This window comes from Microbacterium daqui, from assembly GCF_050408675.1.
In the GTDB taxonomy this organism is placed as follows: domain Bacteria; phylum Actinomycetota; class Actinomycetes; order Actinomycetales; family Microbacteriaceae; genus Microbacterium.
In genome coordinates, this window is record NZ_JBNTKF010000005.1 from 48,816 (window position 1) to 63,835 (window position 15,020).

A 15,020-nucleotide genomic window follows, 5' to 3' on the forward strand; every position below is an offset into this window, starting at 1 on the left:
CCCTGCTTCGGCGTGTGCCGCGTTACCCAGCCGGCGGCATCAGCACCGAGTCGATGAGGTAGACGGTGGCGTTTGCCGTCTGCACGCCACCGCAGATCACCATCGCGTCGTTGACCATCCAGTTGTCACCTGATCCGGTGACCTCAAGGTCAGCGCCCTGAACCGTGGTGTGCATGCCCGCGATGTCATCCGGCTCGATCTGCCCCGGAACCACGTGGTACGTGAGGATCGACGTCAGCAGGTCAGAGTCGGTCTTGAGTGTGTCGATCGTTGCCGGGTCGATCTTTGCGAAGGCATCATCGACCGGAGCGAACACCGTAAACTCCGCGGAGTTCAACGTGTCGACGAGATTGACGTCTGGGTTGAGCTGACCGCTCACCGCCGCGACGAGCGTGGTCAGCAGCGGGTTGTTTGATGCCGCGACGGCGACGGGGTCTTGCGACATGCCCTGAATTGAGCCGGCGCCCGACGGAACGGTTTCGGCGTATGAAGCGCAACCCGGGCCAACGAGGTTGGCGGCGGGATCCATCGTCATTTCTTCGGACTCCATCGGCGTCGGCGCCATGGACTCGGTCGCCTCTGGCGCCGCAGACTCCATCGTGTCGTCAGCTGCCCCCGTCGTGCAGCCAGCGAGTGCAAAAGCTCCCGCAACCGTCAAAGCGAGAACTGCGGTGGTCTTCTTTGTGATGCTGAACATCTCTACCTCCGAGGTGTAGCCACTCGCGTGGCACTGTTGCCGCGATTTCTCCGCGGTGTTGCATGGTGTTCGGAGCCCTCCGACAACCGGATGGGAAGAATCTCAGAAAAGTTTTCGCCATCCATTTACGCTGCGGCAACGAACCTCCCGTGACAGAAACGAGGATCGAGATGGACCAGATCATTATTGGGCTCTTGGGCGGGCTCATCACCGGAATATCGCCCTGCATTCTTCCGGTGTTACCGGTCATCTTCCTCACCGCGGGTGCCCAATCAGCACAGTTCGACGGCCAAGATGACGCGGTTCCGGCTCGGCGGAGCCGTCCTTTCTTTGTGATCCTCGGTCTGATGCTCAGCTTCACTCTTGTCACACTGGTCGGCTCGCTCGTGCTGGGTGCCCTCGGCCTCCCCCAAGACATCATTCGATGGTTGGGCATCATCGTGCTGATCTTGATCGGCGTCGGCCTGCTGGTTCCGCAGGTCGAGCGTTTGTTGGAGAAGCCATTCGGGTGGATTCCGACTAAGAACGTGAAGAACCGTGGCAACGGTTTTGGCGTTGGGCTCGCCCTCGGGGCCGTCTTCGTGCCGTGCGCGGGGCCGGTGCTGGCGGCGATCATTGTGGCCGGTTCGACCGGGCAGATTGGGGTCGGAACCATTATGCTGACGGTTTCGTTCGCCGTCGGCGTCGCGATTCCGCTGCTGATCTTTGCTCTTGCAGGCCGTGGGGTCGTGGAGCGAATCCGCGCGTTCCGCACGCGCGAACGCGGGCTGCGCATCGCCGCCGGTGTTGCGATGCTGGCGTTGGCCGTTGGTCTCATCTTCAATGTTCCGCAAGCTTTGCAGCAGCTCCTTCCGGACTACACGGCTGGTCTCCAGAAAGATCTGTCGGAGTCAGACGCCGGTGAATCCGCGCTCGGCCTGGGCGGACTCGTGACCGATGAGAATCGACAGCTCGACAACTGCGAGAGCGGTGCCGACGAGCTCGCTGAGTGCGGTACAGCTCCTGCCATTCGCGGGATCGACCAGTGGCTTAACACGCCCGGCGGAGAGGCCATCGACCTCGCCGACCTCAAGGGCAAGGTGGTTCTCATCGACTTCTGGGCCTACTCCTGCATCAACTGCCAGCGCGCCATCCCCCACGTCAATGCGTGGTACGAGGCTTACGCCGACAGCGGGCTCGAAGTGATTGGCATCCACTCTCCTGAGTACGCCTTCGAGAAGAACCCCGACAATGTGGCTGCTGGCGCAAAAGACTTCGGCATCGCTTACCCCGTCGCACTCGACAACTCGCTGTCCACCTGGACCGCATATCGAAACCGCTATTGGCCAGCCCACTACCTGATCGACGCGAATGGCGTCGTGCGAGCGATTTCCTTCGGCGAAGGCAACTATGCCACCACCGAAAAACTCATTCGCGAGTTGCTCGAAGACGCGAACCCGGGCATTGAGCTGCCGCCGGCCACCGAGACGGCCGATGAGACTCCCGATATTGGCGAAACCACGCGCGAGACGTTCCTCGGATCCAGCAAAGACGTCAACTACGGCGGCGCGGAACCCTATCGGGCGGGAGAAGGCACCTTCACTTTTCCGAAGAAACAGCCCGCCGACTCCTTCGCTCTCGACGGTGACTGGACGATCGAAACGCAGTTCGCGACTCCGACAACCCAGTCTGCGAGTGTACGACTGAACTACCGTGCAGCCGAGGTTCGGATGGTGCTCGCGGGGAGTGGAACCATCACCGTGCGGGATGAGAATGGCAAAGAACGCACGATCACCGTCGACGGAACCCCGCGGTCCTACGCACTTGTCGATGGTTCCGACCTCTCCTCCGGCCAACTCACCGTCGAGGTCTCCCCCGGCGTCCAAGCGTATTCCTTCACTTTTGGGTGATTCTTATGGCCGGAAGTGCGACCGCGTGGTGCATGCTGGAGGGGATGGTCATCGACGGCGCGGAGATTGACGAGGACTCTCCGGCGAGAGATCTGGTCGGGGAGCTTCTGGTGCGCGTCGCGGCCGGCGACCAGGGAGCTTTCGCCGAACTCTACGACATGCTGTCACCGCGCGTGTTCGCCCTCATTCTGAAGGTTGTTATCAACCGAGCACAGAGCGAAGAGGTGCTGCAAGAGGTCTTTTTGACCGTGTGGCAATCCGCTGCGCGGTTCGCTCCGAACAAAGGACAAGGACGCACCTGGATCTTCACAATCGCCCACCGGCGAGCCGTTGACCGGGTGCGCTCGTCACAGTCCAGTAGCGACCGCGATATCGCCGCTGGCTTGCGAGACCTGAGTGTCGATCACGACAGCGTCGCGGAGCAGGCCGAACTCAGCATCGAAGGCGAGAAAGTCGTTCACGCACTATCGACACTGCCCGATGCCCAACGCGAAACAATCGTGTTGGCCTACTACGGCGGCTACTCTCAGAGCGAGATCGCCGTGCTGCTGCGAACGCCGCTCGGAACAGTGAAAACCCGCATGCGCGACGGTATTGCCAAACTTCGAACCACTTTGAGGGTGACGTTATGACGGAGAACGAGTTTGCTGAGCTCGCGGCCGGTCATGCCCTCAATGCGCTCTCGGTCGAAGACGAGCATCGCTTCCGCACGGCGCTCGCAGAGCACCCTGAGTGGGAGCTTGTCGCAACTGACGCGGCGGCAACCGTAGCGGGCCTTGCCGCGGGCGTTGCCGAGGTTCCGCCACCCCCCGCGCTCCGCAGCGTACTGCTCGACCAGATTGCGGTGACGCCGCAAGACAGCGCGGCTGTAGACAGCCCCGTAGTCGAAAGCCTCGTCGCTGAGGCGCCCGGTGATGAGAAGCCGCGCGCGTGGCGCCGTCGTCTGTTCGCGCTGGCGGCGAGCGTCGTACTTCTCGTCGGCATCGGAGTCGCCACCAGCACGCTCCTGACCAATATGAACCGCCCCGCAGCGGTCGTCGCGCTCGAAGAAGTACGGGCCGCCGACGATGCCGCCCAGGCCACGGCTGAGTTGCCATCGGGGGCGCAGGCAACCGCGTACTGGTCTGCTTCGCTCGCTAAAGCGGTGTTGGTCACCGAGGGCTTGAAAGAGTTGGAACCAGGTCAAGCGTACGAACTGTGGTTGGTGCGTGGCGAGACGCCGATTTCTGGCGGTGTTTTCACGACGAGCGGTGACGGCGAGGCGACGGCCGTCGTCGACGAACCGATGCACGACGGCGATGTCATTGCGGTCACGATCGAGGAGGCTGGCGGCTCCCCCACCGGCCTGCCAACGACCGATCCCATCATTGTGATCGCGACGACCTAGTTACGAGATGGCACGAGGAAACGACGAAGGGCGCACCAGGAGGTGCGCCCTTCGTCGTGGGCCCCATGGGGCTCGAACCCATGACCCGCGGATTAAAAGTCCGATGCTCTGCCAACTGAGCTAGAGGCCCGTAGGTCCTAGCTTAGCGGGGCTCGAGACCTCCTCGTGACGCGTGTCGATGTTGTCGCCGGGAAAAGCGGTAGCACTGTGCCGTTCCATCGCAACAACGAGCGCGCAGAGCACTCCGATTCCCACAATTCCTGCAAACACAATTTCAGCCATGACGTCCCCCTTTTTGAGCGTCTGCGCCGTGTCCCCTCGGCGCTTGATCAGTATTGCGTATTGGGGCACACCGAGTTCAAAAGATGTGCCTTGTCTCATGAAGTGTTCACGAAATGGCATTCGTCTCACACTGCCGTGAGCAAGGCTCCCACCTCAGCAATCCCGCGTACGCTGGAAGGATGCCCGAAGCATTCCACAAACCCGTCAAACGCCCGAGCTCCATGTTCGACGTCGCCTTCGGAAGCATCGACCCCGCCGAGCATGCCCGCATCGCCCACGCGACCGCCACGGCCCTGCTGAGCCGCGTTCGCGCCGAGGCAGACCCCGACACCGTCACGAAACTCGTCGAGTTTACTGCGGTGCACGGCATCGAGACGATCGCCGAGCTCTGGTCGCAGTCCCCCGCCCGCTCCCTGCCGGGCGCACTGTGGCGCATCTACCTACTGCAGCTCATGGTGCACAACGACCCCACGACCTCGGCACTCTTGTACGAGCGCGGCCGCGTTGAGTTCGCCTCGGCTGACCCGGTGATCGCCGGCGCTCCGACCCCCGCGGGCCCCACTGAACTCATCAACCTCGCCGACACGATCCTGCGCGGCGTTTTCGACGGCGACTTCGCCAGCGCCCTCGAGCGTGCGGCATCGTTCTGCCGCGTCGAGGCCGCTGGCGCAACCCACGTCGCCGACGATTACGAAGCCACCGAGCCGCAGCGCGCGAGCGATCTCACGACCCGCGCCCTGCGCTTGTCGACATACGCCGCAGATTTGTCGACGACGGCACGGCTGTGGCGTTCGGGCCTGCTGATCTGAGGTTTTCTGCATTTGCAGAGCGGAACCATCGGCTGACACGCGCGATCACGCATCGTTTCTGAGAATCTCGGGAATACATCCGGAGGTCAGGCGCGTTATGCTTTATTGGCCGGGCCGCTAACCCCGGGCTCCAAAACTTGCCGCCGAGAGCGGCCTTCCGCCGAGAGGCGTTCAGCGGCTCGGTCTTAATTTTTTCTGCGGGCTATTCCGCAACGATCTCGGCGCCCGCGTGGCCCATTTCTTCGATCGCGTGTTGCGAGCTCTCGACGCCAACACCAGCGATCATCGCCGTCAGCACGCGCACATCAACGCCGTGCTCAATCGCGTCCAGTACCGAAGCACGCACGCAGTGGTCGGTGGCGATGCCAACCACGTCAACCGACAGTACTCCGTGTGCGCTGACCAGCGAGGCAGCGGTCTCTCCCGCGTCGGTCTGGCCCTCAAATAGCGAGTAGGCGGGCTTACCCTGCCCCTTCTTCACGTGGTGCGTCACCGCCGAAACATCGAGGTCGGGGTGGTACGCCGCACCGTTCGTGTCAGCCACACAGTGCACGGGCCAGGTGTCGACGTAGTCAGGCTCGGCGGCAAAGTGTCCGCCGTTGTCACCTTCGGCGTTGTGCCAATCGCGTGACGCGATGATGAGTTCGTAATCCCCGGCGTGCGCTGCAAGGTGTGCGCTCACCGCTGCCGCAACGGCGGCACCACCATCAACGCCGAGAGCACCGCCCTCAGTGAAGTCATTCTGTACATCGACGATAAACAGTGCGCGAGTCATGCTCTGAGCCTACGCGCAACCAATCCGATTGGTCAGCCGTCGATAATCATCAACGCAACAGACGTGCCCACGCTCAAGACGAGCAGCGTCGCACTGGCTACGAGGGCTGCCATCGCGGGTCGGCGGGCGGGCGAGGCGGCCGTGAGCCGCACCGCACCGGTGCGCCCCGGTTGCACCCAGATCGTGGCCCGATCAACCGCACCCAACTCCGCCGCCTGCGCGGGCGTCAAGATTGCCGCGCCCACGGTTCCGGCTCCGTCATCAAACCAGCGAGCAACGCGGGCCGGCCCTTCGGTCTCGAGCATCGCGTCAACCTGAATCCAGGTTTTCTGCTGCATCACGATGACCAGCACCATGATCGCGAAGAACCCGGTGGCGAGGGCGCCCAGCCATGTGAAAACGTCCGTCACGGCACCGAGCACATTGAGGGCATTATTCACCTGTAAATCGTATCGGAGCACGAGGTGTTACCCCGAAACGCAGAGCGGCGGCGGCACGTTTCGGCTCGCTCCGGCGCTCGATCGAGCGGCCGGGAAAAGCAAAGACCCCCGGCGGACCGGGGGTCTTTCTGTGGAGCCACCTATCGGGTTCGAACCGATGGCCTTCCCATTACGAGTGGGATGCTCTACCACTGAGCTAAGGTGGCGTTCCGGTTCACAACTCACGTGGCGAACCTGAAATAGCCTAGCGCATATTTTGAACGTAGTTGAACACGACCTGCGCCCCGGGCGGGTCGAGGCGATCAGCCTCTCCCCGCTCGCAGCGGCTACTTGCAGGTGGTCTGGTCTGCGGGCGGCGTACCTTCCAGTAAAAACGTGTCGACGGCGGCATCGATGCAGGAGTTGCCCTGCCCGTAGGCGGTGTGACCTTCGCCAACACGCGTCAGCAGAACGCCACTGGAGAGCTGCTCAGCGAGGGATACCGCCCACTCGTACGGCGTTGCGGGGTCATTCGTGGTTCCGACCACCAGAATCGGCGGTGCACCCTCAGCGGCAATTTCGCCGCGGGTACCCGACGGCGGGTAAGGCCACGCCGCACACACATCGCCACCCGACCAGTACGGCGCAATCGTGGGCGCGTTCTCCTTGACGAAGGCGTCGACCTCGTCGAGCTCGGCGTCGGTCATGTCTGCCGGGTAGTCCATGCAGTTGTACGCGTTGAACGCCTCGGTCGAGTTGTCTGCGTAGGAGCCAACACCCTCGCGGCCGTTGTACACGTCGGCGAGGTACATGAGCGTGTCGCCGATACCCTCTTCAGCATCGGTCAGGCCCTGCCGCAGCACCGGCCACCAACCCTCTTGATACATCGCAGAGACGACACCCGTGAACGCGGAGTCGGCACCGAGCTCGCGCCCGTCCGCAAGCTTGAGCGGGCGTGCGTCGAGTTCGGCCAACAGTTCGCTGAGGTCAGCCAGGGCCTCATCAACGTCGCCACTGTACGGGCAGTCCTTCGCAGCGAGGCACCCCTCCATAAACGCGCGCAGGGCGCTTTCGAATCCGACGGCCTGAATCTTGCCGACGTCAGCGCTCGGAATGCCCGGGTCGATCGCACCGTCCAGCACGAGGCGTCCCGCGCGCTCGGGGAAGAGCTTCGCGTACGTGGCGCCGAGGAACGTGCCGTAGGAGAACCCGATGTAGCTCAGCGTTTCGTCGCCCAGCACACCGCGCAACACGTCAATATCGCGCGCCGAGTTCTCCGTCGTGATGTGTTCGAGCAGTTCGCCCGTGTTGTCGGCGCAGGCTTGAGCAAAGCTGGCAGCGTTCGCGTCGACTTCTTCGACCCATGCGTCGGTGTTGCGCTCGTTCTCCGGAATGTCGTACAGATACGCATCCATCTGCAGTCCGTCAAAGCACTTCACAGCCGTCGACGAGCCGACACCACGCGGGTCAAACCCGATGATGTCGAACTGGGCACGCAAGTCTTTCGAGAACACGTACGTGGCAGCCGTCATGACGAAGTCGAAGCCGCTACCACCGGGGCCACCGGGGTTCATCAGCAGCGACCCCTGTGCCTCACCTGACGATGCCCGCAGGCGCACAACGGCGATCTCGATGTCGCCGGCCGACGGGTCGGCGTAGTTCATCGGTACCTGCACCATGGTGCAGTCCATGTCTTTGTTGTCTTCGCACTGTTCCCACTCGAGGGTCTGGCCGTAGTACGAGACGAGCTCTTCGGCGACACCAGTGGTCACGGGCGCCTTGGTGGGAATCGGGGTGGGCCCCGCCGTGCCGCCCTCCTCAGGAATCATCGCGTACATGCAACCGGACAGCGCGAGCGCACTAATTGCAACACTGGCGATTGCGGCACCCCAGCGCCTCATGACCTTGGTTTTCACGGTGTCCTTCCGGTCGTGATCGTCACCAGCAAGCTCTCCAGCGCGAGCAACGGAGCGGCATTCTGTTCGATCGCGTCTCGCGTATCAGCAATGGCATCGAGTACCGCGAGTGTGCGCTCCGGCGGCCATGCCGATGCGACGAACGAAATGTCGCCCTCCAGCTCACGATTGATCATGTCATCCGTGCGGCCAAACTGACAGAGCACAACATCACGAAACAGCGACTGCAGGTCGGTCAGCACACGGTCAATGCCGTCGCGCACGCTACGAGTGGCGCGCTTCTTCTGCTCGTCTTCCAGCGCTTTCACCTGCGACCGCACGGCAGGCGGAACCGCGGCGCCGTCAGTAATACCGGCGGTGCGCAAAAGTTCGGCGTATTCAGCCGCATCTCGCTCGGTCGTCAGCGTCTTCGCGTCGTCGGTGGCAGCCTGCACAATCGCCGCAGACACCTCGACAACGTCGGCGACCGTGCGCGCACGCAACGTGTCACGCAGCGTCTTCTCCCGACGCTCACGCGACACGGGGTTCGTGGCAAGGCGCTGTGCCATGCCAATGTGGCGTTGCGCGTGGCGGGCGGACTGCTCGGCGACTACCAGATCAGCCCCCGTGCGGCGAACGATCAACTCCGCAACATCGGCGACATCTGGTTCCGCCAGCCGCACCATGCGCACGCGCGAGCGAATCGTCGGCAAGAGGTCGACGTCGCTTGGGGCACACAAAATCCACACCGTCTCGGGTGGCGGCTCTTCAAGAGCCTTCAAAATCGCGTTGGATGCCTGCTCGGCCATGCGGTCAGCATCTTCAATAACGACAACACGGTGGCGGCCAACGGAAGGCGCCAAATAGCTGCGCGCGGCCGCCGCACGCACCTCTTTCACCGGAATAATGACACCCTCGGTGCGCAACCGCACCAGGTCGGGGTGCGTGCCGGCGAGCACCTGCTGAATCGTGTGGTCATCGCCCGGGTCACGCGCGATGAGCGTCGCTGCGAACGCATACGCGAGCGTGGAACGACCGGAACCAGGAGGACCAGTAATAAGCCACGCGTGCGTCATCTCCGCCGGATTCGCCGCCGCATTCTTGAGCTGCTCGACAGCGGCAGGCTGCCCCCACACAGCAGCCCAGGCGTTATCGGCGTGAGTATCAGGCGCGGAAGTCATGCTCCCAGCCTAGACGGCACCACTGACAGCCCGCCGACTTCTGCACAGACCCTCCCCACCCATCTCGTGTCCTGGTTCCGGAACCGCACGACCGTTACGCACGATCAAAATCGGTACGCACGCAAAAAGTGCCACACCAGCCACTTCAGTCACAGCAGTCACACACGTGCGTGCATAACGGTCGTTGCACGTCGAAGTGGGGCGGAACCATGGGTTCGGGTGACGACGTGAGCTGGCGGCGGGGGCAGAAGCTGGGGCGGTCGAGCGTCAGTCGCGGGCGAGAGCTGCTTCGATGCGGGCGCGAATCTGGTGCGCGATCTCGCCTGCGGGTTGCTCGGCGTCCAGCACGACGAAGCGCTCGGGTTCCGCCGCGGCCAACGCCAAGTACGCTTCGCGTACCCGGGTGTGGAACTCCAGCTTTTCCGCCTCGAGGCGGTCGAACGGCTTATCGGCAGCGTCGAGACGCAAACGCGCAACGGCCGGGTCGATATCGAGCAATACCGTCACGTCGGGCAAGGCGCCTTCGGTAGCCCACAGCGACAGGTCGCGCACTTCGGTGCCGTCGAGCACGCGTCCGGCGCCCTGGTAGGCGACCGACGAGTCGAGGTAGCGATCCTGCAGCACGATTTCGCCACGCTCGAGCGCTGGACGTACGACCGTTGCGACGTGGTGCGCACGGTCGGCGGCGTACAGCAGGGCTTCGGCGCGCGGCGCGATGTGGCCACGGTGGTGTAGCACGATGTTGCGAATCAGCTCGCCAACCTCGCTACCGCCCGGCTCACGGGTGTGCAGCACGGTCGGGCCGAGAGTCGCCAGCCACGCCTGTAGCAGCGCCGACTGCGTGGACTTGCCCGAGCCGTCGCCGCCCTCGATCGTGATCCAGAGCCCGCGAGTCACTCGCTCTCAGCTGCCTTCTTTGCCGGAGCCTTCTTGGCAGCCGCAGCCTTCGTGGTCGTCGAGTTCGTCGCGGTGGTCTTCTTCGCCGCCGTGGCCTTGGCCGCCGTGGCCTTAGAAGCCGTCGTCTTCTTCGCTGCCGCCGTCTTGGTGGTCGTGGCCTTCTTCGCCGGAACCTTCTTGGCCGTCGCACGCTTCTTGACCGGACCCTTGGCGCGCTTGTCAGCAAGCATCTGCACGGCCTTTTCGAACGTGATGTCGTCCGGCGTCTCACCGCGCGGAATCGTCACGTTCGTCTCACCGTCAGTCACGTACGGGCCGAAGCGGCCGTCGCGCACACGAATCGGCTTGCCAGAAACCGGGTCAGCCTCGAACTCTTTGAGCGCGCTCGATGCCTTGCGGGCGCCGTACTTGGGCTGGGCGTACAGCTCGAGAGCTTCTTCGAGCGTGACGTCGAAGATCTGCGATTCGGTCTGCAACGAACGGGAGTCCGTGCCCTTCTTCAGGTACGGGCCAAAGCGACCGTTCTGCGCCGTGATCTCGTCACCCGATTCGGGGTCAAGACCCACAACGCGCGGCAGGTCGAGCAGCTTGAGAGCCGTCTCCAGGTCGATCGTGTCAACGGCCATCGACTTGAACAGGCTACCGGTGCGGGGCTTGGGCTCGTCGGCCTTCTTCTTGGCCTTCTTCGGAGCCTCAACAACCTCACCGGTGGCTTCGTCGACAACCTCTTCTTCCGCCGGCAGGAGTTCCTGCACGTACGGGCCGAAGCGGCCGTCCTTCACGACGATGAGCTGACCGTTAGCGGGGTTCTCGCCCAGCACACGGTCGCCAGCGATCGGCGCCTCGATGAGCTCCGTCGCCTTCTCAGCGGTCAACTCGTCAGGTGCGAGATCTTCCGGAATGTTGATGATGCGCGGCTTCGCGTCAGGCTGTGCCGGATCAACAACTTCGAGGTACGGTCCGTAGCGACCGAAACGGAGGGTCGAGTTCTCGGTAATCTTCGTCGCGTTCAGCGCGCGGGCGTCAATGTCGCCGACGTTATCGACAACGTGACGCAGACCCACGTGCTTGTCTGATCCGAAGTAGAACTCTTTGAGCCACTCCACACGGTTCTGCTCACCGCGCGAAATCGCGTCAAGGTCATCTTCCAGCGCAGCCGTGAAGTCGTAGTCAACGAGCGAGCTGAAGTTCTCTTCGAGCAGGCGCACGACGCTGAAGGCCATCCAGCTCGGCACGAGGGCCTGGCCGCGCTTCGTGACGTAGCCACGCTCGATGATCGTGTCAATGATGCTCGCGAAGGTCGAGGGGCGTCCGATGCCCTTTTCCTCAAGCGCCTTCACGAGCGAAGCTTCGGTGTAACGCGGCTTCGGCGTGGTCTTGTGACCCTTCGCCTCAACGTCACGCACCGAGACGGCGTCGCCAACGGTGAGAGCCGGCAACGACTGGTCAGCGGCTTTGTCAGCATCGCCGCGCTTTTCGTCCTTGCCCTCTTCGTAAGCCTCCAAGAACCCCTTAAACGTGTAAACGGTTCCGGATGCCGTGAACTCCGCCTTCTTACCGCCAGCGGCAACCGCAACGGTCACCGTCGTGGTCTCAAACTTGGCGTCAGACATCTGGCTGGCGACGGTGCGCTTCCAGATCAGGTCGTAAAGGCGCTGCTCATCGCGGTTGAGCTCAGAAGCCACCTCAGCGGGCGTGCGGAACACTTCACCCGACGGGCGAATAGCCTCGTGCGCCTCTTGCGCGTTCTTGCTCTTGCCCTTGTAGACACGGGGCTTCAGCGGAACCGCGCCATCGCCGTAGAGCGAAACAGCCTGCGTGCGGGCGGCGGTGATCGCCTGCGCCGACAGCGAAACCGAGTCGGTACGCATATAGGTAATGAAACCCTTTTCGTACAGCTTCTGCGCGACCGACATCGCGTTCTTGGCGCTCAGGCCAAGCTTGCGGCCAGCCTCCTGCTGCATCGTCGACGTCGTGAATGGCGCGTACGGGCTGCGGGTGCCGGGCTTAGCTTCAACCTTGGTCACGTCGCCGGAACCAGCGGCTGAGATGGCATCCGCAAGTGCGGTTGCTTCGGCTTCGGTAAAGACCAGAACGGCCTTCTTCAGCTTGCCGTTCTCGTCGAAGTCAGCGCCGCGGGCGAGCGGCGCACCGTCAACGCGCACGAGGCGAATGCGAAACTGGTTGTCATCCTTCGCGGCGTCGGCGTCGACGTCCCAGTAGCTGGCCGAGACGAACGCCATGCGCTCGCGCTCACGGTCAACGACCATGCGGGTCGCGGCAGACTGCACGCGACCAGCGGAGAGGCCGGGCTGCACTTTGTACCAGAGCACAGGGCTGACATCCCAGCCGTACAGGCGGTCAAGAATTCGACGCGTTTCTTGCGCGTCAACGAGCGCGGTATCGAGCTCGCGCGTGTTGTTGACGGCGGCCTGAATCGCGTCTTTCGTGATTTCGTGGAACACCATGCGGCGCACCGGAACCTTGGGCTTCAGTGTCTCCAGCAGGTGCCACGCAATGGCTTCACCCTCGCGGTCTTCATCTGTTGCGAGGAGAACTTCGTCGGCATTCTTCAGGGCGCGCTTAAGTTCTTGGACCGTCTTGGTCTTACGGTCGCTGACGACGTAGAGCGGGTCGAAGCCGTTCTCGATGTCGATGGAGTACTTGCCGTATGCGGCCTTCTTCTCCGCCGGAATACTCTTCTTATCGGCCAGGTCGCGAATGTGACCAACCGAGGAGAGCACCTCGTAGTCGTCGCCGAGATAGCCCTGAATTGACTTCATCTTCGTCGGGGACTCAACGATGACGAGCTTCTTGCCGTTTGCCAAGAGTGTTCCTTCCTCCGAGTGCACACCATACACGCCCACTCCTTGCCATCGACAGGGAATGTTGTGAGCGCAATGCGGGTCTCAGAGCCTTGAGTGGCTTGCGCGACGACCCGTTTTACGATGCACAGGACGCAGAGAAACAATAAGTCGTCTCGTCACACCTTACGGCCAATCGCTGTGTGACAGCATCACAGGCGCTAGTTTGGGGTCATGCTCGCCGTGCTACGAACCTGGGGACGCGTGCTAGTCATGCACGGCCCGGCGCTCGTTGCCGCCTACCTCATCGGGCACACGGCGCACTACATTCTGGTCTGGGCGTCGGGCATGGTGGGCGCCTACTCTTCGTTCGCGCTCGTACTGATTGCGCCGCTCGCGGTGCTCTCGAAGCTGTTGGCATTCGTCGCCATGATGTTGATCACGCGCGATTCCCTCCCGCAGTTGAATCGGCTGGCTCCCACCGCGGGGCGCTCAGCCCACGACCGCAGGATTGGGTTTAGCGAGGCGGTTCTCTCCTCGGTCATCCCGTTCTTTGCCTTTTACTATGCAGCCGGGTTCTTCCGTGAAGACCTGTCGCGAATTCTCACCATCTCGCAAAACCAGGTGATGATCGGCGCCGGCTCTGACACCGGCAACGCGACGCAGTTCGACGTCACCCCCGCGCTGCTCATCTTGCTCGTCACATGCTTCGCGCTGAAACAGGCGTGGGAGAAGGTCAAGAACAAGCTACCCAGCTGGACGCGCGTTCCCGCGGTCTACCTCGATGTGGTGTGGGTTCTCGTTCTCATCTACGGCGCTTCGGCGTTCACCGTGGCGATCGAGGATTGGATTGGCTCTCGCGCGGTCGTGCAGTGGACGCACGACTTCGGTGACTGGTTCGCGGTCAGTATTCCGGCGATCGCAGTCATCTGGGAGGCGATCGTGCAGGTCGTCACCGTCATTCTCAACCTCAGTGTTATTCCGCTCGCTTGGCTGCTCATCGCCGGCGTGGTGTTCGGCGAAGTGATCGCGGTACAGCGCCCGAAGATGGAGCGCATCACCCGGCGCTACGACCGCCTAAACGCCGGTGCGAAGCGCCGCCTTCGCGATACCGCCGGACTCGCGAGCAGCCGCGTTCAGCCGATCCTCGAAGCCGGCACGCTGCTCTTCCACGCGGGCCCCATCCGCATCGCGTTCTACCTTCTGCTGTCGCAGGCGTGGCTGTTCCTCGATCAGACGCTTGCCGCTGGCATCCCGCGCCTTTTCGGCGCGCACGCGTGGGAGTGGTGGGTCATGTTCCTGCCGCTCATCTCCGTGATTCCGGTGCTGATCTCGGAGCCCATCCGCATCGCGCTGATCGCGGCAGCCTATGACGATGTCTTAGCCACATCGCGGCGCGGTGGCGCACGCAACGCACCTGCTGGTTCCGGAACCACGGCTCCCGTCGCAGACAGCATGGTTGCGCCTGCGGGTCAGCGGGAGAAAGCCACCTCGACAGGCTGAGCCGGGTCGAGGAAGACGAGGGTGAAGTCGCCGGTGAGGCCCTCTGGAATGAGGAACACCAGGTACTCGTCAGATTCTTCACTCGGCGAGCCAACGCAGTTTGAGGTGAAGCTGGCGTCGCCGGTGAGACCCAACTCCATCGACGTTGGACGGAAGACGAGAGCCGGGTCACCGTTGTGCCGCAATTCGACGTGACAGTTGTAGGTGGCTTCTTCGGGCGCATCCGCCTCGACGGCAATGAGAACGACTTCGACGCCAGCCATGGGCTCTTCGGTCGCTGGTCGTTGAAACGAGACGCTCATGTCGGTGACAGTCGTCTCTTCTAGCTGGAACGTGTCACTGATATCGACGTGCTTGGCCGTCCCGCCGGTCTCGATGACCGTCGGGCGGATGGCGATCAGCCAGACCGCGACGATGAAAGCAATGATCGCGATCGGCAGGGCGATGAGCGCCCACCGATTCGCACGCAACCACGTCGACAT

General features: G+C 62.9%; 13 protein-coding genes and 2 tRNA genes. 5 read left to right on the forward strand and 10 right to left on the reverse strand.

Features of this window, described 5'->3' with window-relative positions; translation table 11 throughout:
• Positions 1–22 precede the first annotated feature (22 nt).
• Entirely contained in the window at positions 23–697 is a 675-nt protein-coding gene (locus ACQUSY_RS04675) for a fasciclin domain-containing protein (protein WP_428903352.1), read from the reverse strand.
• A 149-nt stretch (positions 698–846) separates the two neighbouring features.
• Here ACQUSY_RS04675 and ACQUSY_RS04680 point away from each other — a divergent pair, with 149 nt between their 5' ends.
• Genes ACQUSY_RS04680 through ACQUSY_RS04690 form a run of 3 tightly spaced genes read left to right on the forward strand, consistent with a single transcriptional unit; the run spans position 847 to position 3,973 of the window.
• Complete coding sequence (locus ACQUSY_RS04680) at positions 847–2,586, forward strand: cytochrome c biogenesis protein DipZ (RefSeq protein ID WP_428903353.1); 1,740 nt, start codon at positions 847–849, stop codon at positions 2,584–2,586.
• Between the two features lie 44 nt (positions 2,587–2,630).
• A complete protein-coding gene (gene sigK, locus ACQUSY_RS04685; RefSeq protein WP_428903354.1) occupies positions 2,631–3,218 on the forward strand; it encodes an ECF RNA polymerase sigma factor SigK in 588 nt (195 codons plus the stop codon).
• The gene (locus ACQUSY_RS04690; RefSeq protein ID WP_428903355.1) at positions 3,215–3,973 is read left to right on the forward strand and encodes an anti-sigma factor; all 759 of its coding nucleotides are present in this window, start codon (positions 3,215–3,217) and stop codon (positions 3,971–3,973) included. The genes sigK and ACQUSY_RS04690 overlap by 4 nt, the downstream gene beginning before the upstream one ends.
• Positions 3,974–4,030: 57 nt before the next feature.
• Here the strand turns inward: ACQUSY_RS04690 and ACQUSY_RS04695 are convergent.
• Positions 4,031–4,103 (reverse strand) — tRNA-Lys (locus ACQUSY_RS04695).
• A gap of 331 nt (positions 4,104–4,434) precedes the next feature.
• Here ACQUSY_RS04695 and ACQUSY_RS04700 point away from each other — a divergent pair.
• On the forward strand, positions 4,435–5,064 hold the full coding sequence (locus tag ACQUSY_RS04700) for a DNA-directed RNA polymerase subunit beta (RefSeq protein ID WP_428903356.1): 630 nt from the start codon (positions 4,435–4,437) through the stop codon (positions 5,062–5,064).
• Positions 5,065–5,266: 202 nt separating this feature from the next.
• Here ACQUSY_RS04700 and ACQUSY_RS04705 read toward each other — a convergent pair whose 3' ends face one another.
• The 7 genes from ACQUSY_RS04705 to topA form a co-directional block, all read right to left on the reverse strand.
• Positions 5,267–5,839, reverse strand: a complete 573-nt coding sequence (locus tag ACQUSY_RS04705; RefSeq protein ID WP_428903357.1) for an isochorismatase family protein — start codon at positions 5,837–5,839, stop codon at positions 5,267–5,269.
• 32 nt (positions 5,840–5,871) lie between these two features.
• Complete coding sequence (locus ACQUSY_RS04710; RefSeq protein WP_428903358.1) at positions 5,872–6,279, reverse strand: hypothetical protein; 408 nt, start codon at positions 6,277–6,279, stop codon at positions 5,872–5,874.
• Between the two features lie 131 nt (positions 6,280–6,410).
• Positions 6,411–6,485: transfer RNA gene (locus tag ACQUSY_RS04715), tRNA-Thr, on the reverse strand.
• A gap of 120 nt (positions 6,486–6,605) precedes the next feature.
• On the reverse strand, positions 6,606–8,159 hold the full coding sequence (locus ACQUSY_RS04720) for an alpha/beta hydrolase (RefSeq protein ID WP_428903359.1): 1,554 nt from the start codon (positions 8,157–8,159) through the stop codon (positions 6,606–6,608).
• An 11-nt stretch (positions 8,160–8,170) separates the two neighbouring features.
• The gene (locus ACQUSY_RS04725) at positions 8,171–9,334 is read right to left on the reverse strand and encodes a DNA polymerase III subunit delta' (protein WP_428903360.1); all 1,164 of its coding nucleotides are present in this window, start codon (positions 9,332–9,334) and stop codon (positions 8,171–8,173) included.
• Between the two features lie 267 nt (positions 9,335–9,601).
• On the reverse strand, positions 9,602–10,231 hold the full coding sequence (gene tmk, locus ACQUSY_RS04730) for a dTMP kinase (protein ID WP_428903361.1): 630 nt from the start codon (positions 10,229–10,231) through the stop codon (positions 9,602–9,604).
• Positions 10,228–13,059 (reverse strand): type I DNA topoisomerase, encoded by a 2,832-nt coding sequence (gene topA / locus ACQUSY_RS04735; protein ID WP_428903362.1) that lies wholly within the window; start codon positions 13,057–13,059, stop codon positions 10,228–10,230. Before topA ends, tmk begins: the two co-directional genes overlap by 4 nt.
• 240 nt (positions 13,060–13,299) lie before the next feature.
• Here topA and ACQUSY_RS04740 point away from each other — a divergent pair, with 240 nt between their 5' ends.
• Positions 13,300–14,538, forward strand: coding sequence for a hypothetical protein (locus ACQUSY_RS04740; protein WP_428903363.1), 1,239 nt, complete (start codon positions 13,300–13,302; stop codon positions 14,536–14,538).
• Here the strand turns inward: ACQUSY_RS04740 and ACQUSY_RS04745 are convergent.
• Positions 14,508–15,020, reverse strand: a complete 513-nt coding sequence (locus tag ACQUSY_RS04745) for a hypothetical protein (protein WP_428903364.1) — start codon at positions 15,018–15,020, stop codon at positions 14,508–14,510. The two genes, ACQUSY_RS04740 and ACQUSY_RS04745, sit on opposite strands and share 31 nt — an antisense overlap.

What these genes read in the sequence shown, in the direction of transcription:
- ACQUSY_RS04675 (WP_428903352.1), bottom strand. Translation starts at nt 697, where the DNA reads ATGTTCAGCATCACAAAGAAGACCACCGCAGTTCTCGCTTTGACGGTT.
- sigK (WP_428903354.1), top strand. Translation starts at nt 2,631, where the DNA reads ATGGTCATCGACGGCGCGGAGATTGACGAGGACTCTCCGGCGAGAGAT.
- ACQUSY_RS04690 (WP_428903355.1), top strand. Translation starts at nt 3,215, where the DNA reads ATGACGGAGAACGAGTTTGCTGAGCTCGCGGCCGGTCATGCCCTCAAT.
- ACQUSY_RS04700 (WP_428903356.1), top strand. Translation starts at nt 4,435, where the DNA reads ATGCCCGAAGCATTCCACAAACCCGTCAAACGCCCGAGCTCCATGTTC.
- ACQUSY_RS04705 (WP_428903357.1), bottom strand. Translation starts at nt 5,839, where the DNA reads ATGACTCGCGCACTGTTTATCGTCGATGTACAGAATGACTTCACTGAG.
- ACQUSY_RS04720 (WP_428903359.1), bottom strand. Translation starts at nt 8,159, where the DNA reads ATGAGGCGCTGGGGTGCCGCAATCGCCAGTGTTGCAATTAGTGCGCTC.
- ACQUSY_RS04725 (WP_428903360.1), bottom strand. Translation starts at nt 9,334, where the DNA reads ATGACTTCCGCGCCTGATACTCACGCCGATAACGCCTGGGCTGCTGTG.
- ACQUSY_RS04745 (WP_428903364.1), bottom strand. Translation starts at nt 15,020, where the DNA reads ATGTCGACGTGGTTGCGTGCGAATCGGTGGGCGCTCATCGCCCTGCCG.